This window comes from Ruegeria sp. YTSA144 (assembly GCF_059610125.1).
This window is the reverse complement of record NZ_JBXWNA010000001.1, coordinates 267,595-290,299: the sequence shown is the minus strand read 5'-3', so window position 1 is coordinate 290,299 and position 22,705 is coordinate 267,595. Positions and strand designations below refer to the sequence as shown.

Annotated in this window: 26 protein-coding genes and 2 tRNA genes; 16 read left to right on the top strand and 12 right to left on the bottom strand. The window is 60.1% G+C overall.

Annotated elements, in window-relative coordinates:
- Positions 1-133 precede the first annotated feature (133 nt).
- The gene (locus AC2FF8_RS01505; RefSeq protein WP_496878754.1) at positions 134-1,117 is read left to right on the top strand and encodes a BsuBI/PstI family type II restriction endonuclease; all 984 of its coding nucleotides are present in this window, start codon (positions 134-136) and stop codon (positions 1,115-1,117) included.
- Here the strand turns inward: AC2FF8_RS01505 and AC2FF8_RS01500 are convergent.
- Positions 1,114-2,523, bottom strand: coding sequence for an Eco57I restriction-modification methylase domain-containing protein (locus tag AC2FF8_RS01500; protein ID WP_496878753.1), 1,410 nt, complete (start codon positions 2,521-2,523; stop codon positions 1,114-1,116). The genes AC2FF8_RS01505 and AC2FF8_RS01500 overlap by 4 nt on opposite strands.
- A gap of 170 nt (positions 2,524-2,693) precedes the next feature.
- Here AC2FF8_RS01500 and AC2FF8_RS01495 point away from each other — a divergent pair, with 170 nt between their 5' ends.
- Both AC2FF8_RS01495 and AC2FF8_RS01490 read left to right on the top strand, forming a co-directional pair.
- On the top strand, positions 2,694-2,873 hold the full coding sequence (locus tag AC2FF8_RS01495) for a helix-turn-helix transcriptional regulator (protein WP_217361175.1): 180 nt from the start codon (positions 2,694-2,696) through the stop codon (positions 2,871-2,873).
- Positions 2,870-3,979: a hypothetical protein gene (locus tag AC2FF8_RS01490; RefSeq protein WP_496878752.1), complete on the top strand. Its 1,110-nt coding sequence runs from the start codon at positions 2,870-2,872 to the stop codon at positions 3,977-3,979. Before AC2FF8_RS01495 ends, AC2FF8_RS01490 begins: the two co-directional genes overlap by 4 nt.
- On the opposite strand, the gene AC2FF8_RS01485 is transcribed toward AC2FF8_RS01490, so the two are convergent.
- Positions 3,976-4,236, bottom strand: a complete 261-nt coding sequence (locus AC2FF8_RS01485) for a hypothetical protein (RefSeq protein WP_496878751.1) — start codon at positions 4,234-4,236, stop codon at positions 3,976-3,978. The two genes, AC2FF8_RS01490 and AC2FF8_RS01485, sit on opposite strands and share 4 nt — an antisense overlap.
- Positions 4,233-4,466, bottom strand: a complete 234-nt coding sequence (locus AC2FF8_RS01480) for a hypothetical protein (protein ID WP_170436864.1) — start codon at positions 4,464-4,466, stop codon at positions 4,233-4,235. Before AC2FF8_RS01480 ends, AC2FF8_RS01485 begins: the two co-directional genes overlap by 4 nt.
- Positions 4,467-5,280: 814 nt before the next feature.
- Here AC2FF8_RS01480 and AC2FF8_RS01475 point away from each other — a divergent pair.
- The 6 genes from AC2FF8_RS01475 (at position 5,281) to AC2FF8_RS01450 (ending at position 8,452) form a co-directional block, all read left to right on the top strand.
- Complete coding sequence (locus AC2FF8_RS01475; protein ID WP_496878750.1) at positions 5,281-5,517, top strand: hypothetical protein; 237 nt, start codon at positions 5,281-5,283, stop codon at positions 5,515-5,517.
- Positions 5,507-5,752, top strand: a complete 246-nt coding sequence (locus AC2FF8_RS01470; RefSeq protein ID WP_301653678.1) for a hypothetical protein — start codon at positions 5,507-5,509, stop codon at positions 5,750-5,752. The genes AC2FF8_RS01475 and AC2FF8_RS01470 overlap by 11 nt, the downstream gene beginning before the upstream one ends.
- The gene (locus AC2FF8_RS01465; protein WP_496878749.1) at positions 5,749-6,093 is read left to right on the top strand and encodes a hypothetical protein; all 345 of its coding nucleotides are present in this window, start codon (positions 5,749-5,751) and stop codon (positions 6,091-6,093) included. The genes AC2FF8_RS01470 and AC2FF8_RS01465 overlap by 4 nt, the downstream gene beginning before the upstream one ends.
- 161 nt (positions 6,094-6,254) lie before the next feature.
- The gene (locus tag AC2FF8_RS01460) at positions 6,255-6,734 is read left to right on the top strand and encodes a hypothetical protein (protein ID WP_496878748.1); all 480 of its coding nucleotides are present in this window, start codon (positions 6,255-6,257) and stop codon (positions 6,732-6,734) included.
- 399 nt (positions 6,735-7,133) lie between these two features.
- Positions 7,134-7,571: a hypothetical protein gene (locus AC2FF8_RS01455; protein ID WP_301653675.1), complete on the top strand. Its 438-nt coding sequence runs from the start codon at positions 7,134-7,136 to the stop codon at positions 7,569-7,571.
- On the top strand, positions 7,568-8,452 hold the full coding sequence (locus tag AC2FF8_RS01450) for a hypothetical protein (RefSeq protein ID WP_496878747.1): 885 nt from the start codon (positions 7,568-7,570) through the stop codon (positions 8,450-8,452). Before AC2FF8_RS01455 ends, AC2FF8_RS01450 begins: the two co-directional genes overlap by 4 nt.
- Here AC2FF8_RS01450 and AC2FF8_RS01445 read toward each other — a convergent pair.
- The 3 genes from AC2FF8_RS01445 to AC2FF8_RS01435 all read right to left on the bottom strand — a co-directional run bounded on the left by AC2FF8_RS01445 (position 8,421) and on the right by AC2FF8_RS01435 (position 10,999).
- Positions 8,421-9,773, bottom strand: coding sequence for a tyrosine-type recombinase/integrase (locus AC2FF8_RS01445; protein ID WP_496878746.1), 1,353 nt, complete (start codon positions 9,771-9,773; stop codon positions 8,421-8,423). The two genes, AC2FF8_RS01450 and AC2FF8_RS01445, sit on opposite strands and share 32 nt — an antisense overlap.
- A gap of 160 nt (positions 9,774-9,933) precedes the next feature.
- Positions 9,934-10,008: transfer RNA gene (locus AC2FF8_RS01440), tRNA-Asn, on the bottom strand.
- A 76-nt stretch (positions 10,009-10,084) separates the two neighbouring features.
- A complete protein-coding gene (locus AC2FF8_RS01435; RefSeq protein ID WP_496878745.1) occupies positions 10,085-10,999 on the bottom strand; it encodes an MBL fold metallo-hydrolase in 915 nt (304 codons plus the stop codon).
- Between the two features lie 44 nt (positions 11,000-11,043).
- Between AC2FF8_RS01435 and AC2FF8_RS01430 the strand changes: the two genes are divergently transcribed.
- Complete coding sequence (locus AC2FF8_RS01430; protein WP_496878744.1) at positions 11,044-12,363, top strand: ATP-binding protein; 1,320 nt, start codon at positions 11,044-11,046, stop codon at positions 12,361-12,363.
- 98 nt (positions 12,364-12,461) lie between these two features.
- Positions 12,462-13,019, top strand: a complete 558-nt coding sequence (locus AC2FF8_RS01425; RefSeq protein WP_170344133.1) for a hypothetical protein — start codon at positions 12,462-12,464, stop codon at positions 13,017-13,019.
- Positions 13,020-13,072: 53 nt separating this feature from the next.
- Here AC2FF8_RS01425 and AC2FF8_RS01420 read toward each other — a convergent pair.
- Positions 13,073-13,149: transfer RNA gene (locus AC2FF8_RS01420), tRNA-Ile, on the bottom strand.
- 107 nt (positions 13,150-13,256) lie between these two features.
- Between AC2FF8_RS01420 and purM the strand changes: the two genes are divergently transcribed.
- From purM to rnd, 3 genes are all read left to right on the top strand, one after another.
- Positions 13,257-14,303 carry a phosphoribosylformylglycinamidine cyclo-ligase gene (gene purM / locus AC2FF8_RS01415; RefSeq protein WP_496878743.1) on the top strand — a complete coding sequence of 349 codons (1,047 nt, stop codon included), beginning with the start codon at positions 13,257-13,259 and terminating at the stop codon, positions 14,301-14,303.
- Positions 14,300-14,896, top strand: coding sequence for a phosphoribosylglycinamide formyltransferase (gene purN / locus AC2FF8_RS01410; protein ID WP_170344135.1), 597 nt, complete (start codon positions 14,300-14,302; stop codon positions 14,894-14,896). The genes purM and purN overlap by 4 nt, the downstream gene beginning before the upstream one ends.
- 114 nt (positions 14,897-15,010) lie before the next feature.
- Positions 15,011-16,168 carry a ribonuclease D gene (rnd, locus tag AC2FF8_RS01405; protein ID WP_257598793.1) on the top strand — a complete coding sequence of 386 codons (1,158 nt, stop codon included), beginning with the start codon at positions 15,011-15,013 and terminating at the stop codon, positions 16,166-16,168.
- 6 nt (positions 16,169-16,174) lie between these two features.
- On the opposite strand, the gene AC2FF8_RS01400 is transcribed toward rnd, so the two are convergent.
- Positions 16,175-16,705, bottom strand: coding sequence for a hypothetical protein (locus AC2FF8_RS01400; RefSeq protein ID WP_170344137.1), 531 nt, complete (start codon positions 16,703-16,705; stop codon positions 16,175-16,177).
- Positions 16,706-16,844: 139 nt separating this feature from the next.
- Between AC2FF8_RS01400 and AC2FF8_RS01395 the strand changes: the two genes are divergently transcribed.
- Positions 16,845-17,255 carry a SufE family protein gene (locus AC2FF8_RS01395; RefSeq protein ID WP_117868838.1) on the top strand — a complete coding sequence of 137 codons (411 nt, stop codon included), beginning with the start codon at positions 16,845-16,847 and terminating at the stop codon, positions 17,253-17,255.
- 2 nt (positions 17,256-17,257) lie between these two features.
- Here AC2FF8_RS01395 and AC2FF8_RS01390 read toward each other — a convergent pair whose 3' ends face one another.
- The 3 genes from AC2FF8_RS01390 to AC2FF8_RS01380 all read right to left on the bottom strand — a co-directional run bounded on the left by AC2FF8_RS01390 (position 17,258) and on the right by AC2FF8_RS01380 (position 19,877).
- The gene (locus AC2FF8_RS01390; RefSeq protein WP_496878742.1) at positions 17,258-17,917 is read right to left on the bottom strand and encodes a DUF1638 domain-containing protein; all 660 of its coding nucleotides are present in this window, start codon (positions 17,915-17,917) and stop codon (positions 17,258-17,260) included.
- Positions 17,918-17,994: 77 nt separating this feature from the next.
- The gene (locus AC2FF8_RS01385; protein WP_496878741.1) at positions 17,995-19,032 is read right to left on the bottom strand and encodes a Hint domain-containing protein; all 1,038 of its coding nucleotides are present in this window, start codon (positions 19,030-19,032) and stop codon (positions 17,995-17,997) included.
- A 146-nt stretch (positions 19,033-19,178) separates the two neighbouring features.
- A complete protein-coding gene (locus AC2FF8_RS01380) occupies positions 19,179-19,877 on the bottom strand; it encodes a corrinoid protein (protein ID WP_152458104.1) in 699 nt (232 codons plus the stop codon).
- A gap of 270 nt (positions 19,878-20,147) precedes the next feature.
- Here AC2FF8_RS01380 and AC2FF8_RS01375 point away from each other — a divergent pair, with 270 nt between their 5' ends.
- On the top strand, positions 20,148-21,215 hold the full coding sequence (locus tag AC2FF8_RS01375) for a PA0069 family radical SAM protein (RefSeq protein WP_425078329.1): 1,068 nt from the start codon (positions 20,148-20,150) through the stop codon (positions 21,213-21,215).
- A gap of 135 nt (positions 21,216-21,350) precedes the next feature.
- On the opposite strand, the gene gltA is transcribed toward AC2FF8_RS01375, so the two are convergent.
- A complete protein-coding gene (gltA, locus tag AC2FF8_RS01370; RefSeq protein ID WP_425078328.1) occupies positions 21,351-22,646 on the bottom strand; it encodes a citrate synthase in 1,296 nt (431 codons plus the stop codon).
- Positions 22,647-22,705: the final 59 nt, after the last annotated feature.

Sequence of the window (22,705 nt, the reverse complement as noted above, 5' to 3'; positions counted from 1 at the left end):
TGTCCCCGGCGCTGCTCAACCGGAGATTGAGGCGCTTCCTGTTGTTTGTTTGAGACACCAGACTTGCCAATCGACTCCTGAGCAGGCGCGCAGTAGGGTGCCCTAAAACGAATTGTTGAGGGGAAACAGGCGGATGGCACTACTGCATGACAAGGTGGCGCAACTACGAGCCAAGCGGGGGCCGATGCCCGATGCGCTGCAAGGCGTGACGAAGGACCGGATTCGCGCAGTCCTGCAATACCTCGACCTTGGGTCGAACGCCGACTTGGTCGATTGCACCTTCGCCATGCTCGACGATCAGACGGCAAGCTGGTTCACGAAGGCCCCCAAGGGGGCAACCATCGCTGACGGGGCATCGACGGCGCACCTCGCCTGCCACATTGGCATCCTGCAACGGGACAGCGGCAAGCTGGATCGTGAGGGGCGCGACTACTGGATCAAGCCGCTTCGCGAGTTGGGCGGGTTCGAGGCGATCACGCTTGAGAATGGCGAGTTCATCCCCGGACACGTCAAGGCGAAGTCGCCCAACTCCTGCTACCGCCTAGACGAGGCGCTGAAGGCGGTCCTGAAGGCCCCTGACGATGCGTGGCGGGACATGCTGGCCGAGTGGGCGCGGGACGACGTGTCGCGCGAACGGCGAGCGTTCCAAGCTGAGATGGCAGAAGCCGCGCGCAAGCTGGTCGACTCCGGGCACGCCCACCTGATCAAGGCGAGCGTCGAGAATTACGCGCCGCGCTTCCTACCTGGCTACCAACTGCTCTACGTCGATGATGCGGACTGCGACCGCATATCGGACGCCGAGCGCGCCAAGATGGCCGAGGCAGGCGTCGCGCTGACCTTAGAGGACGCGATGCCCGACGCGCTGCTCTGGAACCCGGAAACGGATCACCTGTGGGTGATCGAGGCGGTGACGAGCGACGGCGAAGTTGATGCCCACAAGGTCGCGCAGATGAACCGACTGGCCGAGCGTTGCGGCAAGGCGGGCGTCGGGTTCACGACGACCTACCGGACATGGAAAGAGGCAGCAGCGCGCCAAGGCAAGCACCAGAACATCGCCTACGACACTTTCATCTGGATTCAGGGCGACCCGGCAAAGCAGTTCAAGGTGACTGGCTAGAGCAGGTCGTCCATTGTCGTGTCACCGCGCCCAAGCGCCTCCAGCTGGTCGCGGCTCGGGTAGTGCAAGTTGCGCAGGTCGGTAGCGTTGACCTGCGTATGCCCCGAAAAGATGCGGAAATACTGATCCACGGCGTCCGAGTTCAGGAAGGCCGCAAGTCCCTTGGCAAGGTCGAGCGGCAGTCCTTCGCCGTTCTCGTGGAAGTAGTTCAGGTGGTTCTCGAATCCGGCGCGTTCGCCATCGTAGATCGTCGCTACAAGGCGGCGCTTCTCTTCCTTGGCCGTGAACCGTTTCGTCAGGACGAAGATACCCGCAGGGGTGATCAGCTTCGCCGTGTCGTCGTTGTCGGCCAGTGCGTTGTGCTTGCGGAAGTTTGGGATCGGCCATTGGATGCCCCCATCGTGGAAGTGCTGGGGGTAGATCAGCGGCACGGTATCGGCACCCGGCTCCTTGCGCAGGTTGTCGCGCGTTCGGAAATCGACGACGCGCCCGGTCGAGACCTTGATACCCAGATCAGCCAGCACGCAGGGGAGCGCCTGAACGCTGTCGGCAAGATCGTTGCCCGACACAGGCAGGCGGATGAAGGCATGGCGATCAGACGGGCGCACAATGTCCGAGAAGGGCACGTTGCGCGCCTCTGTCTCGTCCGTCGATAGGGCAACGTCACCTTGTTCAGCGCCCTTGCGCACGCGGAAGATCATGTTCTCCTGCAACACGTCGTCGTCCTTGAACGAGGATCGCCGGGACTCGAAGACATGCAGGTTGGCGATTGCGGACCCCGAAAGCAGGATGCGGCGGAACGGCTCGTAGTAGGACCCGTTGCAGAAGGAGCGCGGCGTGATGGCGACAATCTCGCCACCATCTTCCATCTGTCCGAGGGCAACGGCGACGAAGGCGGTGTAGAGGTTAACCGTTTCAATCCCAAGGGAGCGCAGGCCTAGCCGCCATTCCGAGGTCTGGTTGATCTTGCCGTAGGGCGGGTTGAGGATGGCGCAGTTATAGGCGCGCTGCTCGCGTAGCAGCGGCTCTGCGGAATGCAGGATATAGTCGTCTCGGATGACCCGGCTCGTGAAAGCGACGCCTGCGCTCGCGCATTGATCCGCGCACGCGGCGAGTGTGCCGTCGAGGATCGAAGCAAGTTGCTCGTCCACCTCGTAGCAGGTCACGTCAATCGACGCAGGGCGCACGTCGCGCCCAAGTGCCTCAGCGACAAAGGCGGCTGTCAGCGCCCCCATTCCTGCACCTGCATCGAGGAGCCGAACGTCCGGCGGCAGCGTATCGAACATTCCAGCCATGAAGGACGCGATGCGACCGGGCGTCATGAACTGGCCGAGTTTCGACCGCCGCTTGGGGTCGAGGGTGGGCGATACTTCGAGGCGGGTCTGGTCGATGGATTCGAGGAGCAACTGTTCTTCCTTTGTTTTTGCCCATCATCGCATCAACGCGCGACTCTGCCAACCGTCCACGTCGCTGGCCAGCACCTTGAATATTCCAGGTTCCACCTTGTTCTCGCGCTGACAGAACCGGTGGTTGTCCAATAACGTCGCAACGAAGGCGATTGCGAAAGGAGAACACGATGCCTGAATGGCCGGAATGGATGAGTCCCGAGGTGGCCGCTTGCTACCTCGACACGTCGGCAAGCACCCTCGCTGACTGGCGTTTCAAGGGAAAAGGGCCTACGTTTAAACGCGTGGGCAAGCGGATGGTGCGCTATCGGAAAGCGGACCTCGACGATTGGATGGAGGCGCAGGCGTGAGCGAGAAATCAGAATTCGCTGATGGCGAGAACCTGCGCCAATTCCTCGTCCAGGTGAAACGGGTTGTCGAATGGCTGCACGAGAACGGCGAGAAATACGGCCTGACCGAAAAGGTGAATGACGGCACAGTTTCTCGGGCATTGCGGGGCGAGCAATTCGATCACCGATTGACCGATGCTCTGGACGGCCTGCATTCCGAGGCGATGCGCGATCCGTGGAAATGGTGTGCGCCGCCTGAGACGGTCGAGGAATTGACGGGGTTGCCGTGGTGGCATGAAACGCTCAAGCCGGACGTGCCGCTCAACACCTGGAACCTGATGCGGAAGCGGCCATTGTCCGAGGATCGCCGCGCGAAGGCGCAAGGCCTGCTCGACGAGTATCGCGCGCGGCTCAAGGCCGTCTGCGACATGCACGCGGCGGACGCCCGTCTCAAGATGGCGTGGGCGGCGGACGTCGTGCATCCTGGCTATGACGATTGGGTGGAGGTTGATGGCTTGCCGCTGAACTACACCCAAAACCCCTGGGCCTTGCTCGACCTCGACGAGGAATGGGTTCTGCACGGTCGGGCGACCGCGACCAAGAAGATCGAGAAGACCAAACGACGCCGCGCGCCAGAGGGGATGCACACTGTTCTCCGGGACTTCGCCGCGACCAACAAAACCTCAGATGAACTCATCGAACTCACGGCGCGGGCGAGCGCATTGCAGGACGTGGACATGCTCCTGCCTGACGTTCAGGAGTGCAAGCTGTCCTACGAGGTCAACCCGGACGAGGACGACTATGAGGCGGCGCAGGCGATAGTCGATCAGGCGCTTCTTTCCGGGTTCGTCGATGCGATGGCACCCAAGTTTGCCCAAGGCGACACCTGGGATGTTCCGGTGTTCTCGATGTATCACCACCCGCTGTGTAATCCTGGGCTGAAACCGAACGTCGTGCGGCACACCTGGAACGGCCAGAACTACACGTCGGAGGTGGTAGAAAGTCATCGACCCAACTCGCCCAAGAGCGAAGCCGAAAAGGTGCTGGATCGCGAAGTGCAGCGAAAATTGGAAGGTTACGAGTGGAAAGTTGCGCTCCTGGACAAGATCGAGCGCAATAAATCCTAGAGACCGGCGACGTTGAAGATCAGGCGATGCGGGAACCGCTCCTGCCTCGCCTCGAACACTGTCGCGAAGAAATCAGAGAATTGCTTCTGCGTCATCCGCAGGCCCGCGTCACAACAGGCGCGGGTTGTGCGTTGCAGGATCGTCGCGGCGGTGTCGTCTGCCGTCAGTGATGCAACAACCTCCCGGCGGATGCGCGGGAGGTGGCGAGCTTGCTCTCTGAGGGCGCGACGCACCTCCTGCTCGATGACCGGGGTCATGCGTGATCCCAGGGGTTCTGGCCGGGGAACAGGGCGCTCATGGCAATGCGGCGCTGCTCGTCGTCCACGGCGGTCATGAACCAGCGGTTCGCTTTGGCGCGGTCGTTCAGTGCCCCCATGCGGTGCAGGCATCCGAGCGCCCATTCCACGAAGGACGGTTCAGACGGCGCGCCGGTCAGGCGGGCCTTGGGTGCGAAAGCAGCGGGCGAGGCAACGGCAAGTTGGGTCATGGTCGGGTCTCCGTTGGGTGGTTTCGATCAACATACGATCCGCCACCGGGTTGGCTCGACCGGGAAAGGAGGTGGATTCTGATAACTTGGTTATGCGGAAGGCGGTGCCCTGCGCCGGTATTCGTGCGCGCCTGCGTGCGCGCGCGTACGCAGAATAATCATCAACCCTGTATCGGTGATCTCGATGATTATCCTGCGGCGCGATGTGGGAGGTTGCCTTGCAGGGTGCAGGGCGTGCAGGGTGGTCAATGAAACCAGTGGTTTCGTCGGAAATCCTGTGCAGGGCGCGTGCAGGGAACCGGCAGTCCTGTATGATCTACCAGAAACGATCACCACGGTTCGCGCGCGTGCGCGCACGTAAAACGCGCCTCACTCTGGTTCACCCGCTTCCTGGGCAAGCGCACGCGTAACACCGTCTTTGCCCCTGGCACACGCGGTTCTCTGTGCAGAGGGCGACCGCCTATCGAAACCGACCCCTAGTCATCCTCGCAGAGCGCGGGCGTGAAGGCAGTTTCGGTCGCACCCCTACCACGACGCCTAAAAACGCGAGACGCCGCCTTGCGCCCAAGCAGCGCCGCGCTCTGACGGCATTGCTCGCCCATGCCCGCCGTCGTCCGTCGTCGATCCCAGCCAAACCGCCGGAGGTAGCAATCAAGATTCGGTCAAAACGGCGTCCGCGTTTGCCCAACTGCTTGAGCGGAAACGCGTCTCGGGGTGATGGCGCATCACTTCGCGGTTCGCCACCTGCTTTCGCGGTGTAACCGCGCCGGGGCGAGGTCTTATCGTCATGGCGACGATAGCACGGAGCAACCCCATGACGACACGACCCCGCAACCACGGGCGGCCAGCCTACAACGAGAACGATTCCACGGACGCCGTGACCGTCACCGACGACGAGGCGACGGCGATCCTGCAAGGTGCAGGCCTTGGCATCAAGCGCGTGACCCGGAACCCAAGCGGACAACTGACCGCGCAGTGGCGCAATGAGCCGACAGACGCGGACATCCTCCTGTCCGGGACGTTGGTCGAAGGTGCCGCCCATGCTTTCTGAGCGCGCGGTCAAGCGCCACGTCAAGACCTTTCAGGACCGCCCCGTCGCCCATGTGATCGAGAGCGAAACCGTCGATTACGACAACCGGTCCTTTTCCTTCTCGGTGTTCGGTCACGAAGATCCGAACGTCGTCACTTTGATCCTGGGCGGCAACGAGTTCACCCGGTCCCGCGCCTGCCTGACCGAGAGCATGGAGCGCGTCCTGCAAGCCATCAAGGAGGTGCCACCCGCATGAAGCATCCGAAGCCCTACGCCGACTTCTTCCTCGCCAACACCCATGCTTGGGAGGTCGATCCCGGTCATGAGGCGCACATCTATTCCTCCGGCGAGGACAGCTTGACCCCCTGGATCGCCGACGACGGCACGCTGCTGCTGGTCTACGCCTCGACCCGGAACGAACTCGTCGCCTTGCACAACGCCTCCGTAGGCGGCAACGACCCCCTGCGCGCCTGTGACCTTCCCGGCTGGCCGTGGCGCATCCTTCTGGACGATCTGCCCGCCGCCGCATCCTCGAACCGGGTGGCGTTCACGTTCCTCGGTCAAGAAGCCATCAAAACCGACCGGCCAGCGGCATAACCGAGTTATAGCGAGGGGCATTCCGGCATGATGATCAATCACCAAGACCCGCAATCCTGGTCGCGTGTAGGCCCTGACCGTGCGATGATGGGCAAGTCCCATCGGGATACTCCTTGTGCATCGTCAGTGGGCCTTCTCGATACGTCGGGGAGGCCTATCTGATGCCTGTCACCCCGTATTCCTCCCGCCTCGGCAAACCGCACAAGAACAAGAAGGAGCTGGCCGAACGCATCGACCGCAAGCTGCGCGCGATGCACCTTCACGCGGGGCACGCAGAATTCGATCCGGTCGAGATGATGGCGCTGATTGGTGCTGAGGCCTACGACGAGGGCGACAAGCACCTTGCGCTCGTCGCGTTCAAGGAGGTTTCGCAGTACGTCCGTCCGAAGCTGGCCGCGACGACCATCGAGCACAAGGAAGTGCCGCAGCCGCACAGCCGAACGCGCATCCTGGGCGCATTCTCCCGCATGGGGGTCAAGGTCGAGGCAAGCGACGCGTCCCACCTCGTGCAGGAGGTCATGGAGCGCGACGGCATCACCTACGAAGAAGCCGCCCTGGTCGTCGAGCAGGAAACAGGCGTTGAGGTTCTGCCGAACGTCGTCGCCATCCCGGCCATCGCAGGCCCGGAGGACAACGATTGACCTGGGTCGAACTTGCGATGGTCGCCGCAACCGTGGGCGTCGGTGCCCTGATCCTGTTTCGCTGACGCCCAGAGCGAGGCGCTGCGTGCGGTTCTCCGACCACGCCCCCACCCTGATAGGGCACGCCCCAACAACCGCCTTCGCTGACGCGCTCTGCGAGTTTCGGGGGCAACTGATTTTCTATCAGGCCCGGACGCCTGCGATCCTGGGCGGTTAGCAATTCGGGCGCGTCGTTTTGATGGCGCTTTGACCGGCAGTTTCAGGTCCAGCACCTCAGCACCTGATTATCCATCTTCAACCGCCCCCGGAGAAGGGTCCAACGTCGCGACGACCCGACCAACGGCGGGCGCGTGATCCTGGGCATGGTAGCGCGCCCGCCACCTGCACGAAGGAACCCCAATGGCAGAACCCATCTACATCGACGCGAAGGAGGCCCAAGCCAACTCGCGCGCATTCCAAGAAGCCGTCCGAAAGGCAGATGAACTCGGCGTGGACCTGAAACACGTCAAACCCGAGGATGCCGTCGTCGGTCTCGACAAGCGGCGCGATCCCGCCGCATACCGCGAGGCGAAACGCTGCGCCGAGGTGCTGGGCACCACCGTCACGTTCGCAGACCCCGAGGGCGACGCGAACGAACCGCCGGTGGCGCTGACCGGTGCGAACCATCTCGAAACGGACGATGCGCTTTACATCATCTCGGGCAAGGTCAGTCCGCGCGACTACCAGCGCCTGACGACCAACGCGCGGCAGGCCCTGAAACGGGTCGTGCCGCTGCGCTCCTGGGATGATGCGCCGGAACCCGTGATCCACGCGCTCAAGGCCCACTCCGCCGCATGAACGCGCTTGCCACCATCGAAGACGAGGCCTGGGACGACGAGCAGTTCGTTCCAGGCTCCCGCGCCGCCCTGGTCAATGCCGTGATCCTCAAGGCAGTCACAGACCTGTTCTCGGCCAATGTCCCGGAAACGGATCGTGCGGACGCCTTCGTCTTTCTAACCGCCGACACGGGTTCTTGGGCAGAAAGTCGGGCACACCTCTGCTGGCTCGTCGATCTCGACCCCGACCTGATGCGCGCCCGTATCTGGGACATCCTGAACGGCAATCGCGATGTGTCCAGCTTGACGCGGCGCGGCATCCCCACGCTGGACGCGGAACATGGGCGGAAGAATCTGGCCGTTGTGCGGCAGCAGGAAGAAGCGGCAAGGGCAGCAGCGCGCGTTCAGGCCGAACGCGCCCGCGAACGTCGAGAACGGGAAGCAGTGATACAGGAAGCGATGGACAGACAGGCGCGCGAAGAACTGGAAGAGGAGCGGCGCATCTTCGAGCAACGCTTGAAGGCGGCTGAAACCGAGGCAGGCCTACGCCCGCAGCAGCGGCGCAAGGTGGCGAAGGCAGAATACGTCGAGAGGGAAGGAATACCGCTCGGGCACCTGCTGCGCATCGACGATCCCTGGGAACCCGGCACCTATTGCACTTTCCTTGGGACGTTGCTGCCGAGCAAGTCGAACTCGATGGGCAGGGCGGTTGCCGCTGCGTGCTCGGAACACGGTTTCGTCCTGGCACACCACACCCGTTACAACCTGGATTCTCTGCGGCAGGCGGCGTCGATGTTGAACGTGGACCTTCTCTATCTCGACGCGGACGGCAACCCGGTCAGCTACTCGTCCGACGCCGTGACGGCACGGCTCAGGTTGCGGCACCCTCAACTCGCCGCATGATCTCGTCCGCGACCTGCTGAACCGTCGAGCGCAGGTCGGGGGTGACGACGTAATGACCATCCGTCCCGCCAAGGCCTTTGCCGACCTGAGTCAGGCGCTGCGTGTCGCTCACGCCCAATTCGACGGCGACGGTTTGCCACTCCTTCCGGCATTGCTTCGGGGTCCAGCGATCCGCGCCGCGCGTGATCGTCGGCAGCGTCGTCAGACGCCCGCCGGTCGGGCCGGTGAAGACAAACTCGTGCCGTCCGGTCATCGACTCCAGGCGCTTCAACTGCGCCACGGACCAAGACGACAAGGCAACCTCGCGGTAGTCGGTGGTCTTGGTCATCCCGAACCAAACCTTGCCCGCGTCGAGGTCTACTTGGTCCCAGCGCATCGCGAGCACCTCGCTCGGGCGCATCCCGGTCAACAGCGCGACCTTGAGCGCCGACTTCGGGATCACGGTTAGCTTGTCCACCTGCCGCCACCATGCCCGAATGTCGGAAATGCGCTCGACGGCGTTCTGCGCGCGCAGGCTCTGCCATCCCTTCGGCAATCCGATCCCGTCGCCTGCGGCGTCGATCACCATCGGGTGCGCCGTGACGGGCACCTCCTTCTTGGCAACCGCGTAGTTGAACAGCACCTGGACGGCCATGAAGAACATCTGCGCTGTGCGCCGCCCGCGCGTGCGGGTCAGGTTGCGCCATGTCTGCGAACACAGTTCCGGGGTGATGCTCGTGATCGGACGATTCCACCAGCCGCCCGGCCACTCGCGGGTGGCCGCATATGGACCATCTTTGCCGTAGGATTCCGCACCGCCGAGGTAGCGGCATTGCTGGACAATGTGCTGCTCCGCGCGACGCGCCTTCTCCGGGCCTTTCTCTTCCAGGATCGACGCGCGCTTGTGCTCTTCATACATTTTCCAAACCTGACCGACGGTCAGTTCATCGGCGCGGCGCTTCGCCTTGCCCTTGATGATCCGGCGCGCGGCTTGGTCGGAGAGGTCATCGGGACGCGCCTCGCGGATGCCTGCCATGATACGGGTATAGGTGCGGTCATCGTCTCCGAGTTGCTTCGCGCGGGGATCAACACCGCGACGGATTTCGGGCAGCAGAATGTCGCGCGCAACGGCGCGGGCCTCGTTCGCCTTGGTCACGTCGGCGCGCCCGATCTTCACGCGGATGAAGCGCCCGCCTGCTTCGCCAGCGGCATAGTATGTCTTGGTGCGTCGCCCGACTGACAGGTTGAACCCTGCAAGGTCGGTGTCGTGGACCCAGTGCGTCCCGGAATCCTGAAAGGGCAGGCCGTCAACGAGGGCCTGGGTGATCTTCTGGTGCGGCATGGCCGTCTCCATCGCTTTGACCGAATTTTGACCGGCTGGTCAGCGATGTTGTCGGTCGTTGTCGGTAGACAACTCAACCGGAAGTATCAGGTAGTGTTTTGATTTTATGAGGATATAACCAACATCTTGCCCATTGCGATGGTGACAGGGGCAAGATGTTTGGCTCCGGCGGTAGGGATCGAACCTACGACCAATTGATTAACAGTCAACTGCTCTACCGCTGAGCTACGCCGGAACTGAGGCGCATATAGCAACCCCGATTCCGGACGTCCAGTGGTTAAGTACGAGAACCATCAAAATTTTTTGCTGTTTTAGCAAACCCGTCGAAAAACAGATGAAACTGACAGTGGGCCAATGGGCGCCACTTTGTTTTTTCCTGTCAGATCAACGAGATGAGCGAAAACATTCCGCTCGGCCGCAGGCAGCAATGCCGATGGCGTATCCGTATAGATGCGCTCAGCCAGATGCCGTGCCGTGCCGTCTGCATCTTCCAGTGCGCTCAGGATCTGGGCCTCGCGGGTCTGGCGATGTGCAATCAGCCAGTCCAAACGTTCTGCAGGGCTGGTGATCGGTGCGCCATGGCCGGCGTGGAAAACCGACCAGTCTCGCGCACGCAGCCGATGGCAGGCAGCCATGAAGTCGGTCAGATCACCATCCGGAGGAGACACCAACGAGCTGGCCCAACCCATGACATGATCCGCCGTGAAACAGATGTTCTGCCAGGCCAGAGCAATGTGATTGCCCAGATGGCCCGGAGTGTGAATGACCTCAAGCTTCCACCCGTCGCCATTGATAAACTCACCATCCACCACTTCGACATCAGGGCGAAACGTGGTGTCGATGCCTTCGCCGCCGTCGGTCAGCCCCTGCGCGGCAAGATCGGTCATGACGGCGCTGCGCCCCGCCTCAGGCCCACCATAAGCATAAATCGTTGCCCCTGTGCGCGCCGCCAGCGGAGCCGCCAAAGGTGAATGGTCCACATGCGTATGCGTGACAATGATATGGCTGATCCTTTGATCCGGCGCCAACGACTCCAGAATTGCGTTCAGATGTGCCTCGCTTGCGGGGCCTGGATCGATGACGGCAAGGTCGTGATCACCCAGCAGGTACGTGTTGGTGCCACGATAGGTCATCGGAGAGGGATTCGGAGCCAGAATACGCCGCAAACCCGGATGCAGTTCCTCTGGCTTGCCGACGGGCGGATCGAAATCATCTGATGCCTGCATTCTGTGCTCTTTCTCTTGTCCGGGCAGCCCGTTAGGTTTAGCGCATGTCTTCGCACTGGCTCAAACCTTATATGCCTCGCAGTCTCTACGCCCGGGCAGCGCTGATCCTGGTTTTACCTGTGATCGTGCTGTTGCTGGTCGTGGGAAACGCTTTCCTTCAAAGGCATCTTGAGGATGTCACCGGCCAAATGACGCGCGCGGCATCCCGCGAGGTGATGCTGATCACGACAATGATCGAGGACGCGGAAACGCAACAACAGGCGCTGGCGTCGATTCGTCCGGATTTGCAGGCCCTTGAAATAAAGGCCAGGTTTCTGGGCGTCAACGAACGGCCCGAGATCGGCGCGCGGCGATGGTATGATTTCATCGCGCCGCAGGTCGAATCCGAATTGTATGCCAGATTGCCCAATCTTGACGCCGTGGCTTTGCCCAGCAGCAAAGAGGCGCGGGTCTATCTGAAGACGCATCTGGGGCTGCTGCAATTGACGTTCGATCGGCGCAGGTTGTCGCCCGCGGCCCCGCATCAATTGATCGTCACCATGGTGTTCTTTGCGGTCATCATGACGACGATCTCGTTTCTTTACATGCGGAATCAATTGCGCCCCATCACGCGCCTTGCTGATGCGGCCCAGGCATTCGGGCGGGGACGAATCGTTCCGTATTCACCCGGTGGAGCCATCGAGGTGCGCGCGGCGGGAAATGCGTTTCTGGACATGCGGTCCCGGATCGAACGCCAGATCGAGCAGCGGACGTTGATGCTGTCGGGTGTCAGCCACGATCTGCGCACCCCGCTGACGCGTCTGAAGCTTGGGCTGTCGATGTTGCCGGAAGACGAGGCCGCACCGTTGCAAAAGGATGTCACGGAAATGCAGTCCTTGCTGGATGCGTTTCTGGATTTTTCGCGTGGGGCTGCCGAAGGATCGGCGGAAGAGGTCCAGCCGGATGAATTTCTCCGCCAGATCGTGGATGACGCAAAACGGGCCGGTCATCAGGCAGAGCTGATCGCGGTCGAGGGGCAGGGGACGGTCATGATACGCCCCATGGCTGTACGCCGGGCGGTGGAAAACCTGATTGGTAATGCCATGCGCTATGGCAGCCGGGCCGAGCTGAGCCTGTTTCTGAACGCGAAATCGATGCGCATCCGCGTTGAGGATGACGGCCCCGGAATACCTGTCGACCAACGCGCCGAGGCGGTAAAGCCTTTCACGCGACTCGACCCGGCACGCAATCAGAACAAGGGCAGTGGCGTGGGCTTGGGCCTTGCGATCGTGGCGGATGTCGCGCGCGCGCATGGCGGTACTTTGCGTCTGGGCAAAAGCGAACGTCTCGGCGGGCTCTGCGCGGACATTATTATCGGACGATAGACCCCCTGTTATGTCTGCGCATTGGGTTCAATTTTGTTAATTTGTCTGACCATGGCATCCTGTCCCCATAGTTTTTTGCTTTTTGGGGGGCGCATAGGATGGTTATCGCAGGATTCGTGAAATTGGCCGAAAGGGGGTTTGTCGGGTGCGCGACACTTGCGGCCCTTCTGCCTCTTTGGCAGTGGTATGACGAAACCGATGAAAGACGGGTGGAGCGTCTGACCGGTTTTATCGGGGCAGGCGATACATGTCTGAAATGGTTGCGGTCCGACCTGATCGAGTCGTTGGCATCCGAGTTGTGGCATGCGTCGCAGCAAGACGTGGTGGATGGCGACGAGGATCTGGCACCTCTTCCGGTTCAGGTGCGTGCCAATATGGCGATATTTTGCGCTGAAATGCTGGACTATTTGCAGAATGACTTCGGCAAGTTCGATGAGCCTCTCGCCTATGATTATTACATGATGATCATGGATGCTTCGTTCTGGGTCGATCCTGCTGAATTCGAGACGTATTTGGAGGCGGTGCATCAAGATCCGGGCCTGTCCGGCAGTTACGAGGATTACAGCTTTGGTGGGCGCGACGGCTATTCCTATGAATGGCAAGTAACCCAAGAGGAGCTCGACGCCTATTTTGGGTTGGAAGATTCGGACGGATAAGCCAGCGCATCAACGTCCAGACGGCAACAACCCACCCGGATGTTTCGGCGAAATGGTAGGCCCGGAGGGACTCGAACCCCCAACCAAAGCGTTATGAGCGCTCTGCTCTAACCAATTGAGCTACAGGCCCGCCTCGGCGCCTTGGGTATCACGGTGAACAGCCGCGTCAAGCCTGACCGTTGCAACAAACGCCACAATCGACTAACCCGCCCGCAAAGCTTTCTTGAGGGATCGAACATGACAGCGGGTAAAAACGGAATCACCTATGCCGATGCAGGTGTGGATATCGACGCGGGCAACGCCCTGGTCGATCGGATCAAACCCGCCGCCAAGCGGACCAACCGCCCCGGTGTGATGAGCGGCCTGGGTGGATTCGGCGCGCTGTTCGATCTGAAGGCTGCCGGGTACCAGGACCCGATCCTGGTCGGTGCGACGGATGGTGTAGGCACCAAGCTGCGGATCGCGATTGATACCGGTGTCGTGGACGGAGTCGGGGTCGATCTGGTGGCCATGTGCGTCAATGACCTGATCTGCCAGGGGGCCGAGCCGCTGTTCTTCCTCGACTATTTCGCGACCGGCAGGCTGGATACCGATACGGCGGCACGGATCATCGAAGGGATTGCCGAAGGCTGTGCGCAGTCTGGCTGCGCCCTGATCGGTGGTGAAACCGCCGAGATGCCGGGAATGTATCCCGATGGCGATTTTGATCTGGCCGGTTTTGCGGTCGGTGCGATGGAACGCGGCGCAGAACTGCCCGCGGGCGTTCAAGGCGGCGACGTCCTTTTGGGTCTGGCCTCGAACGGGGTGCATTCCAACGGCTATTCGCTTGTGCGCAAGCTGGTCGAACTGTCCGGTCTGGGCTGGGACGCGCCATCACCCTTTGGTGAGAGCAACCTGGGTGAGGCGTTGCTGACGCCCACACGCCTCTACGTGAAACCGGCTTTGGCAGCGGTTCGTGCGGGTGGTGTGCACGCGCTGGCGCATATCACCGGTGGTGGGTTGACCGAAAATCTTCCGCGCGTGCTGCCCCAAGGGCTGGGGGCCCGGATCGATCTGGACAGCTGGAAGCTGCCCCCTGTCTTTGGCTGGATGGCGAAGACCGGCAGTATCGTTGAGGCGGAAATGCTCAAGACCTTCAATTGCGGAATCGGCCTTATCGTCGTGTGCGCCGCAGACAAGGCGGATGACCTGTCGGCCCTGCTGGCGGATGCCGGTGAAACCGTCGCTCGGATCGGTACCGTCACGGAAACGCCCGGCGTTGCTTATTCGGGCAAACTGCTGTGAGTCACAAGCGCGTCGCGATCCTGATCTCCGGGGGCGGATCGAACATGGTGTCGCTGGTTGACAGCATGACCAAAGATCATCCGGCGCGGCCCTGTTTGGTGCTGTCCAATGATGCGCAGGCAGGCGGGCTGAAAAAAGCTGCGGACCGTGGCATTCCGACCGCAGTGGTTGATCATCGCCCCTTCAAGGGGGACCGCGCCGCCTTTGAGGCCGAGCTTTTGAAGCCCCTGCAAGAGGCGCAACCCGACATTGTCTGTCTGGCTGGTTTCATGCGGGTGCTGACAGCGGATTTCGTGTCTCGGTTTCAAGGTCGGATGCTGAATATCCATCCTTCATTATTGCCAAAATACAAAGGGTTACACACTCATGCTCGCGCGATTGAGGCCGGAGATTCCGAACACGGCTGCTCGGTGCACGAAGTGACGGCGGCACTGGATGACGGCCCGATTCTGGGCCAGGCACGGGTTCCGATCCAAGCCGATGATACACCGGAATCGCTGGCTGCGCGGGTGCTGGTGTGGGAACACAAACTCTACCCCGAGGTGCTGCGGCGCTTTGCAGAAGGCAACAGGTCGCCCGTCCTGTTGCCGTGAACGCTCGGTGGGTGATTTACACCCGTGCAATAATCGGCCTATGGTCGTCGACAACGCTCGGGACGAGGACAAAAACGGGCAGGCACAAAAACAAGAGCGATACTAGTACGGCGCATGAAAACCCTGACGACGACGCAAGAGCTGGCCGATTTCTGCAAGGCCGCCGAAGGCTATCCCTATATTACGGTCGACACCGAATTCCTGCGCGAGCGGACGTATTACTCCAAGCTGTGCCTGGTGCAGCTGGCGGTTCCGTCCGAGGATGAAGACAGCGCTGTTCTGGTTGATCCGCTTGCCGATGGCTTGTCGCTTGACCCGCTTTACGATCTTTTCCGGAATGAAAGCGTGGTCAAGGTGTTCCATGCCGCCCGCCAGGACCTTGAGATTTTCTGGGTCGAGGCCGGCGTCTTTCCCAAGCCGCTGTTTGACACACAGGTCGCAGCGATGGTGTGCGGGTTTGGCGAACAGGTTGGCTATGAAACTCTGGTCCGGAAAATCTGCAAACAAGGCGTTGATAAGACTTCTCGGTTCACCGACTGGTCCCGTCGTCCTCTCACCGATGCTCAAAAAAACTATGCTCTGGCAGACGTGACGCATCTGCGCGGGATCTATGAATACCTGGCCGCAGAACTTGAAAAGACGCAGCGCAGCCATTGGGTTGCCGAAGAATTGCGGACGCTGACACAGCCTGCCACATATGACATCCGCCCTGAGGACGCATGGAAGCGGGTAAAGACGCGTACGAACTCAGCCAAGTTTCTGGCCGTAGTGCGGGAATTGGCGCAGTTTCGCGAAGCCTATGCGCAGGAAAACAACGTGCCACGGAACCGCGTATTCAAAGACGACGCGCTGATCGAGCTGGCATCGACCAAACCCAAAACACATTCGGATTTGGGCGGATCCCGCCTGTTGTTGCGCGAAGCCCGCAAAGGGGCGATCGCCGAAGGTATTCTGGCCGCAGTCCAGCGTGGCGTGAATTGCCCGCCCGACAAATTGCCCAAGGTCGACACTTCGCGCGACAAGCTCAAGGTCAATCCGGCGCTGGCTGACCTGCTGAGGGTTCTGCTGAAGTCCAAGACCGAAAGTTCAGGTGTGGCGGCGAAATTGATCGCCACAAGCTCGGACCTGGATCAGATTGCGGCCGGCGAGCGGGATGTTCCAGCCTTGTCGGGATGGCGGTTCGAGGTCTTTGGCGAGGATGCTCTCAAACTGTGCGAAGGAAAGATTGCCCTGGCGGCCAAAGGACAGTCGGTCAAGGTCGTGTCCCTGTAACGGCGCTTACCGGCGCCGTGATTCCAGTGCGTTTTGCTGTCCGACCACGCGGACCAGCCGAATACCTTGCAGTTCCTGATTCGAGATATTGATGGCGTCCGATACCATCCGAGTACGTTCCGACCCTTGCGGTGTCTCATAGCTGGGGTAGTTCACGCGGAACACAAATTCCAAAGTTCCGTTCTTCTGGTTTTCTTCCTTTTCAACAGGAACCAGACGCGCATTGTACGCCCCCTGTCGGACAGCCGTGCCGGACGCATAGATGATCGCGCCGGAGGGGGTCGGGTCGATGCGCAATTCGTCGATCTGACCAATTGGAATGCTGGTGTCTTCGGCATCGGGGCGTGAAAACAGACCGGTACCTTCGCTTTGCTTCGGAACCAGCGCGTCGGCGGCATTTGGGTCGGGCGGTGTTTCGGCTTCGACAGATCTGCTGGATCCGAACCAGTTTGACGGGTTCACCCGAGAGTCACGCCAGCTGCTGCATGCAGTCAGAGTCAGCGTGGCGATGATGAGAACGGACAGAGGTTTTTGCATGGACCCACAGACTTTCACACGAGTTCAGGCAATGGGTTAGCGCAATTTCTTCGCGTTGAAAAGCCACCGCGGGGGCTGGACAGTGGCCAGCGACCGGCTTAGGTCACAATTGTGAATGCAACCAAAGGATCACCGCATCATGGCCACGCCCGCCTTTGAAGAGATTGTCGAGGATTTCGAGTTTCTCGAGGATTGGGAAGACCGGTATCGCCATGTCATCGAGCAGGGCAAGGCGATGGAGCCGCTGGACGATGCATTCAAGGTTCCGGCGACAAAAGTGCATGGATGCGCCAGTCAGGTCTGGCTGCATCCGATGATTGAATCCGGCGTCTTCAAGTTCGATGGTGACAGCGATGCACTGATCGTGCGTGGCCTGATCGCTGTTCTTCGGTCCTTGTACAACGGTTTGCCCGTGGCCGAAGTTCCCAAAGTCGATGCGGGGGCTGAACTGGCACGCCTTGGGCTGAACGATCACCTGTCCGCTCAGCGCTCAAACGGCCTGCGGTCGATGATCGAACGCATCCGACAGGTCGCACAGGAGAACGCCTGACCTCATTTTGGGCGGTTTGCCCAGTCCGACAGCGTGTTTTCCAGATCGCCGTAACCGGTGAACCGGCGTTCGAATTCAAGCCCCATTCGGTCTGCGCATTCGCGCGCGCGTTCCGTAAGCTCTGGGCTGTCGATCTGGGCCTGATAGACAAGTTTGGTGTAATTGCCGAAATACATGTCACGCAGTTCCGGGTGGCGGTCCAGGCCAAGGGGCTTCCAGACAAAAGCGTCGAATTGCCGGGCCAGGAAATCTGTCAGATAGAACGCGGTTGTTTCGTCTTCTCTGCGGTCCTCAAAGGCCTGGTTTCCTTCGAAGAAGGAATAGCAATGGGGGCCCTTCACCATTTCGACCCCAAGTTTTTCGCAGGCGGCCTGAAGCAGCCCCCCGGTCCCGCAATCGGCGTAAACGATGTAGATCTTGTCAAAATTGCCCTGATGCCTGGCCACTGCGTCTTCCACGGCCTGGGTGATCCGTTCCGGGTGAACGTGCAGGATCGCCGGCAGGCAGGTCAGAGCCATGTGATCCCAGCCATTCCGTGTTTTGATGTCCAGTATTTCGCGCGCAAGAGCGCCGCAGGCAATCAACAGGATGCTTCCCTTGCCTGTATCGTCATAACCATTCGTGGTCAGGCTTGCATCATCTGGCAGGGATTCGTTTGACATCACTTGGTATCCTACGGGGCTGTTCCCATAGGAGGATGATTGCGGCCATTGGGCAAGCCCCGATCCGACATCTCATGTCAGGCTGCCGACGCATGCGCTTCGAACACGGTCAACAGGGGCCGGGCCAGCGGGCCGTACGCGGCAAGCCCATTCAACGTCAGTTCCGGAAACAGCGACTGGATTTCCTGCCGTGCGGCAGAACCGAGACTGTCCCAGATTTGCGCGCCGGGATGAAAGCTCTCGCTCAGGCAATCTTCGGCCCAGAGCAGCTCGTGGCGGTCGAACAGCAGGTGGATGTAGGTCACCACCCCTCCGGGCCGCAGCATGATGTCGGACCCGTTCACGAGATGTTTGGCAGGCGCCAGGGCTTCGCTATGTCCGGTGTGCAGCTCGAGACGCCAATCCCCAATCAGCATGCGGTGCTGTTGTGACACCATAAGGTCGCGCGTGTTTCCGATGGCGCCCGCTTTGAAAAGAACAGGCGCATGCGGACCCGTTGCCTTGACGGTTCGTCGCCCCATCCAACGCAGGGTTTGCAGCCCATGATCATGGGTTTCGATCCGGTCGCCAACGGACAGGGTATCAATCGGTCGTGCGCCTTGCTCGGTGCGGATCATCGTTCCGGGGGTAAAGCAGGGCACCAGATCCCAATCCTCACGACGGGATGTCAGGCCTGAATACCGGTTTCCGGCAAGGTTGTTGAGTGTGATCGAGCGGACAGGGCCAGCCTCCAAAGCGGCTTGGTCCGAATTGTCCGAGAATTCCGGCATCAGATAGGTGTTGCCATCCACATCCTGCGCCACAACTGCGGTAATCCTGGCAGTTGATCCGTCAAAATAGGTGATCGTGGCGTTGTAGACCGAAGTGCCATCGAATGTCTGAGGCGGCCCGCCATCGATCGAAAACCGATCATTGGCCGACATGTTGTTCATGTTGTAGTACGAACCCGGATTGCCGACTGCGCTCCAGGTGACGCTGTTGTGAGCCAGCGGATCGTCGGACCCGCCAAAGGTTTTCCCCACAAGCGCCGAAGCGTTTTCAGCTGTGTTGTTGCCTTCGAAACTGTCGATATCGGCTAGCTTGCCGAGCGAGATGGCTGTGAACGTAGTCGGCACGAGACCCCCTTGCCATGTGGATGCCTCGTTCTTTTAGACCTGCTTTGGTTTACAATTGGATAATCCGGATCTTCCGGTGACAAAGCGTTTCAGAATCGAAAAGGCCGCCCGGATTGGACGGCCTTTCTATCAGTATTTTCCGGGTCCTAGCCAGCCAGTTGATTGTGCTTGCGGCCCACGAATTCCTTGGCGGTTTCCACTGCAACAGCTGCGTCGCGGCAATAAGCATCCGCGCCGATGGCCTTGCCGAACTCTTCATTCAGGGGCGCGCCGCCGACCAGAACGATGTAATCGTCGCGGACGCCCTGTTCGACCATCGTGTCGATGACCACTTTCATGTAAGGCATCGTAGTGGTCAGCAGGGCCGACATGCCCAAAATGTCGGGTTGTTCGTTTTCCAGCGCTTCCAGATAGTTTTCGACCGGGTTGTTGATGCCCAGATCGACAACTTCGAAGCCAGCGCCTTCCATCATCATCGAAACAAGGTTCTTGCCGATGTCGTGGATGTCGCCCTTCACGGTGCCGATGACCATCTTGCCGACGCGCGGTGCACCGGTTTCGGCCAGCAGTGGCTTGAGAATGGACATGCCGCCCTTCATCGCGTTTGCGGCCAGCAGAACTTCGGGGACGAACAGGATGCCGTCGCGGAAGTCATGGCCCACGATGGTCATACCGCCAACCAGAGCCTTGGTCAGGATGTCATAAGGTGTCCATCCGCGTTCCAGCAGGATGTTGGTGCCTTCTTCGATCTCTTCCTTCAGGCCATCGTAGAGATCGTCGAACATCTGCTCGACCAGTTCGTCATCATTCAGTTCGGACAGGACGATGTCTTCTTCGTCGGACATGGGGTGTTCCCTGTGCTGGGCGGGCAATCGGCCCGTGGTGGCATTTTTTCCGTTTTGGCCAAAACGTCGCATCCTGACTGTGACGATTGCGACGTCGGTCGTTTCGGGACCGACCTATAAGACAAAAAAAGCGGGGGCTCGATAGAAAAGTCTGCAAGATCATCCTGCGGAGTTTTCAACTCGGTTCAATCCGTTGGTGATTTGGCGGGGCTTGCGCCAAATTGGCGCCCCCTCTATGTTCGGGAGGGAACAAAAGAAGAACAAGCTAACATGAACATCGCGCGGACGATCAAGGCAAGAGGAACAACGACGAACGAAGCTGGTCGGTTTGAACGTTTTGTCACCACGGCAACCGAAGACGGGTGGGACATTGAAGAAGAATTGCCGCCGCTGCGTACCGAGACACGTGAAGAGGTTGCGCGCAGCGCTATTGCTTACAACCGATCCCCTGACTTGCCCTTCGATCGGTCGATCAACCCGTACCGGGGATGTGAACATGGCTGCGTTTACTGTTTTGCGCGGCCCAGCCACGCGTATCTTGGGTTATCGGCAGGGTTGGATTTCGAAACCCGCCTGATCGCACGACCCAACATGGGACATGTTCTGCGCAAGGAATTGTCCGCCAGATCCTACAAAGTCGCGCCGATTGCAATGGGCACGAATACGGACCCGTATCAGCCGATTGAGAAAAAGCACATGATTACAAAGTCATGCCTTGAGGTTTTGAGTGCATTCAATCACCCGGTCGCAATCGTCACCAAGGGTACTCTGATAGAGCGGGATCTGGAGTTGCTTGCCGACATGGCAGGCCGGGGGCTGGTACGGGTTGGCATTTCGCTGACCACGCTGGATGCGGATTTGTCCCGCCGGATGGAACCAAGGGCACCGTCGCCACTTCGGCGGCTGCGCGTGATCCGAGCGCTGACGGAAGCGGGCATTCCGGTGCGCGTTATGACGTCACCCATCGTGCCGGGGCTGACGGATCATGAACTTGAAAGCCTGCTGGAAGCCGGGAAAGAGGCTGGCGCGGATGCCGCTAGCTGGATCATGTTGCGCCTGCCGCGCGAGGTTTCGCAGCTTTGGCAGGGCTGGCTTGCCGATCATGAGCCTTCGCGGGCGGAAAAGGTCATGTCCAAACTGCGGGAAATGCATGGGGGGCGGGATTACGATCCGCGTTGGGGGCACAGAATGCGGGGCGAGGGTGAGTATGCCGGGATCATCGCTCAAAGGTTTTTGAAGTCCTGCAAACGTCTGGGGCTGTCCGTAAGATCGGCCCCGTTGCGTTGCGACTTGTTTGCGGTGCCGCCGCAGCCCGGAGACCAACTGAGCCTGTTCTGAGGTCATGCGCCCCGGCATGTCCGCTGCTGTCTTGCGCGGGAAAATACCGGGTCTTCGCGCTCTCATTGCTTGAGCCCAAACAAAAAGACCCCGGCAGTACCGGGGCCTTCGGAACAGATCTTCGTGAGGCGCGTATCAGCGATTTTCGATATCCACGTAATCGCGCAGCGTTTCGCCCAAGTACAGCTGACGCGGGCGGCCGATTTTGTTTTGCGGATCGGCGATCATCTCTTTCCACTGGCTGACCCAGCCAACGGTGCGCGACAGGGCGAAGATCGGCGTGAACATCGAAGTCGGGAAACCCATCGCTTCGAGGATGATGCCCGAGTAGAAGTCGACATTCGGGAACAACTTCTTTTCGGCGAAATACGGGTCTTCCAGCGCTTCGCGTTCCAGTTCCTTGGCAACCTGCAATTTCGGGTTGTCCTCAACGCCCAGCAGATCAAGAACTTCGTCTGCCGATTGCTTCATCACTTTGGCGCGCGGATCGAAATTCTTGTAAACGCGGTGACCAAAGCCCATCAGGCGGAACGGATCGTTCTTGTCTTTGGCGCGGGCAATAAACTCGGGAATGCGATCAACGGTGCCGATTTCTTCCAGCATTTCCAGGCAGGCCTGATTTGCGCCGCCATGAGCCGGACCCCAAAGGCAGGCGATGCCGGCGGCGATACAGGCAAACGGGTTTGCCCCCGAGGATGACGCCAGACGCACGGTCGATGTCGAGGCATTCTGTTCGTGATCCGCATGCAGCGTAAAGATACGGTCCATGGCGCGGCTGAGGATCGGGTTGACCTCATATTCCTCGGCAGGGACGCTGAAACACATGCGCAGGAAGTTCGACGCATAGTCCAGATCGTTGCGCGGATACACGAAGGGCTGACCGGTGTGGTACTTGTAGGCCCATGCAGCAATTGTCGGCATCTTGGCGATCAGGCGATGCGATGCGATTTCACGCTGCTGCGGGTCCGAGATATCCGTTGAATCGTGATAGAAGGCCGACATCGCGCCGACAACGCCGACCATGATGGCCATCGGGTGCGCGTCACGGCGGAAACCGCGATAGAAATACTGCATCTGCTCGTGCAGCATGGTGTGGCGTGTGATCGTGGTCTCGAACTTCTCAAGATCCTTTGCCGCCGGCAGTTCTCCGTACAGCAGAAGATAGCAAACCTCGAGGAAATGCGATTTTTCGGCCAGTTGGTCGATCGGATAGCCCCGGTGCAGCAGCTCGCCTTTTTCGCCGTCAATATAGGTGATGGTGCTGTCGCAGCTTGCGGTCGAAGTGAATCCGGGATCGTAGGTGAAGACGCCGGCCTGACCATAAAGCTTGCGGATATCAATGACATCCGGACCAGCGGTCGGAGAATGAACAGGCAACTCGTACTCTTTGCCGTGAACGGTCAGAGTGGCTGTTTTGTTGCTTTCAGTCATGGTTGTCCCTTCTTCATTCATGCGCACGCCAGAGATACCTCCGGTGATACGGGCAATGA

Bases quoted from the DNA above. Each gene is read 5' to 3' on its own strand.
- AC2FF8_RS01505 (WP_496878754.1), top strand. From the start codon at position 134: ATGGCACTACTGCATGACAAGGTGGCGCAACTACGAGCCAAGCGGGGG.
- AC2FF8_RS01495 (WP_217361175.1), top strand. From the start codon at position 2,694: ATGCCTGAATGGCCGGAATGGATGAGTCCCGAGGTGGCCGCTTGCTAC.
- AC2FF8_RS01485 (WP_496878751.1), bottom strand. From the start codon at position 4,236: ATGACCCCGGTCATCGAGCAGGAGGTGCGTCGCGCCCTCAGAGAGCAA.
- AC2FF8_RS01480 (WP_170436864.1), bottom strand. From the start codon at position 4,466: ATGACCCAACTTGCCGTTGCCTCGCCCGCTGCTTTCGCACCCAAGGCC.
- AC2FF8_RS01475 (WP_496878750.1), top strand. From the start codon at position 5,281: ATGACGACACGACCCCGCAACCACGGGCGGCCAGCCTACAACGAGAAC.
- AC2FF8_RS01470 (WP_301653678.1), top strand. From the start codon at position 5,507: ATGCTTTCTGAGCGCGCGGTCAAGCGCCACGTCAAGACCTTTCAGGAC.
- AC2FF8_RS01465 (WP_496878749.1), top strand. From the start codon at position 5,749: ATGAAGCATCCGAAGCCCTACGCCGACTTCTTCCTCGCCAACACCCAT.
- AC2FF8_RS01460 (WP_496878748.1), top strand. From the start codon at position 6,255: ATGCCTGTCACCCCGTATTCCTCCCGCCTCGGCAAACCGCACAAGAAC.
- AC2FF8_RS01455 (WP_301653675.1), top strand. From the start codon at position 7,134: ATGGCAGAACCCATCTACATCGACGCGAAGGAGGCCCAAGCCAACTCG.
- AC2FF8_RS01450 (WP_496878747.1), top strand. From the start codon at position 7,568: ATGAACGCGCTTGCCACCATCGAAGACGAGGCCTGGGACGACGAGCAG.
- AC2FF8_RS01445 (WP_496878746.1), bottom strand. From the start codon at position 9,773: ATGCCGCACCAGAAGATCACCCAGGCCCTCGTTGACGGCCTGCCCTTT.
- AC2FF8_RS01435 (WP_496878745.1), bottom strand. From the start codon at position 10,999: ATGCAGGCATCAGATGATTTCGATCCGCCCGTCGGCAAGCCAGAGGAA.
- AC2FF8_RS01430 (WP_496878744.1), top strand. From the start codon at position 11,044: ATGTCTTCGCACTGGCTCAAACCTTATATGCCTCGCAGTCTCTACGCC.
- AC2FF8_RS01425 (WP_170344133.1), top strand. From the start codon at position 12,462: ATGGTTATCGCAGGATTCGTGAAATTGGCCGAAAGGGGGTTTGTCGGG.
- purM (WP_496878743.1), top strand. From the start codon at position 13,257: ATGACAGCGGGTAAAAACGGAATCACCTATGCCGATGCAGGTGTGGAT.
- rnd (WP_257598793.1), top strand. From the start codon at position 15,011: ATGAAAACCCTGACGACGACGCAAGAGCTGGCCGATTTCTGCAAGGCC.
- AC2FF8_RS01400 (WP_170344137.1), bottom strand. From the start codon at position 16,705: ATGCAAAAACCTCTGTCCGTTCTCATCATCGCCACGCTGACTCTGACT.
- AC2FF8_RS01395 (WP_117868838.1), top strand. From the start codon at position 16,845: ATGGCCACGCCCGCCTTTGAAGAGATTGTCGAGGATTTCGAGTTTCTC.
- AC2FF8_RS01390 (WP_496878742.1), bottom strand. From the start codon at position 17,917: ATGTCAAACGAATCCCTGCCAGATGATGCAAGCCTGACCACGAATGGT.
- AC2FF8_RS01380 (WP_152458104.1), bottom strand. From the start codon at position 19,877: ATGTCCGACGAAGAAGACATCGTCCTGTCCGAACTGAATGATGACGAA.
- AC2FF8_RS01375 (WP_425078329.1), top strand. From the start codon at position 20,148: ATGAACATCGCGCGGACGATCAAGGCAAGAGGAACAACGACGAACGAA.
- gltA (WP_425078328.1), bottom strand. From the start codon at position 22,646: ATGACTGAAAGCAACAAAACAGCCACTCTGACCGTTCACGGCAAAGAG.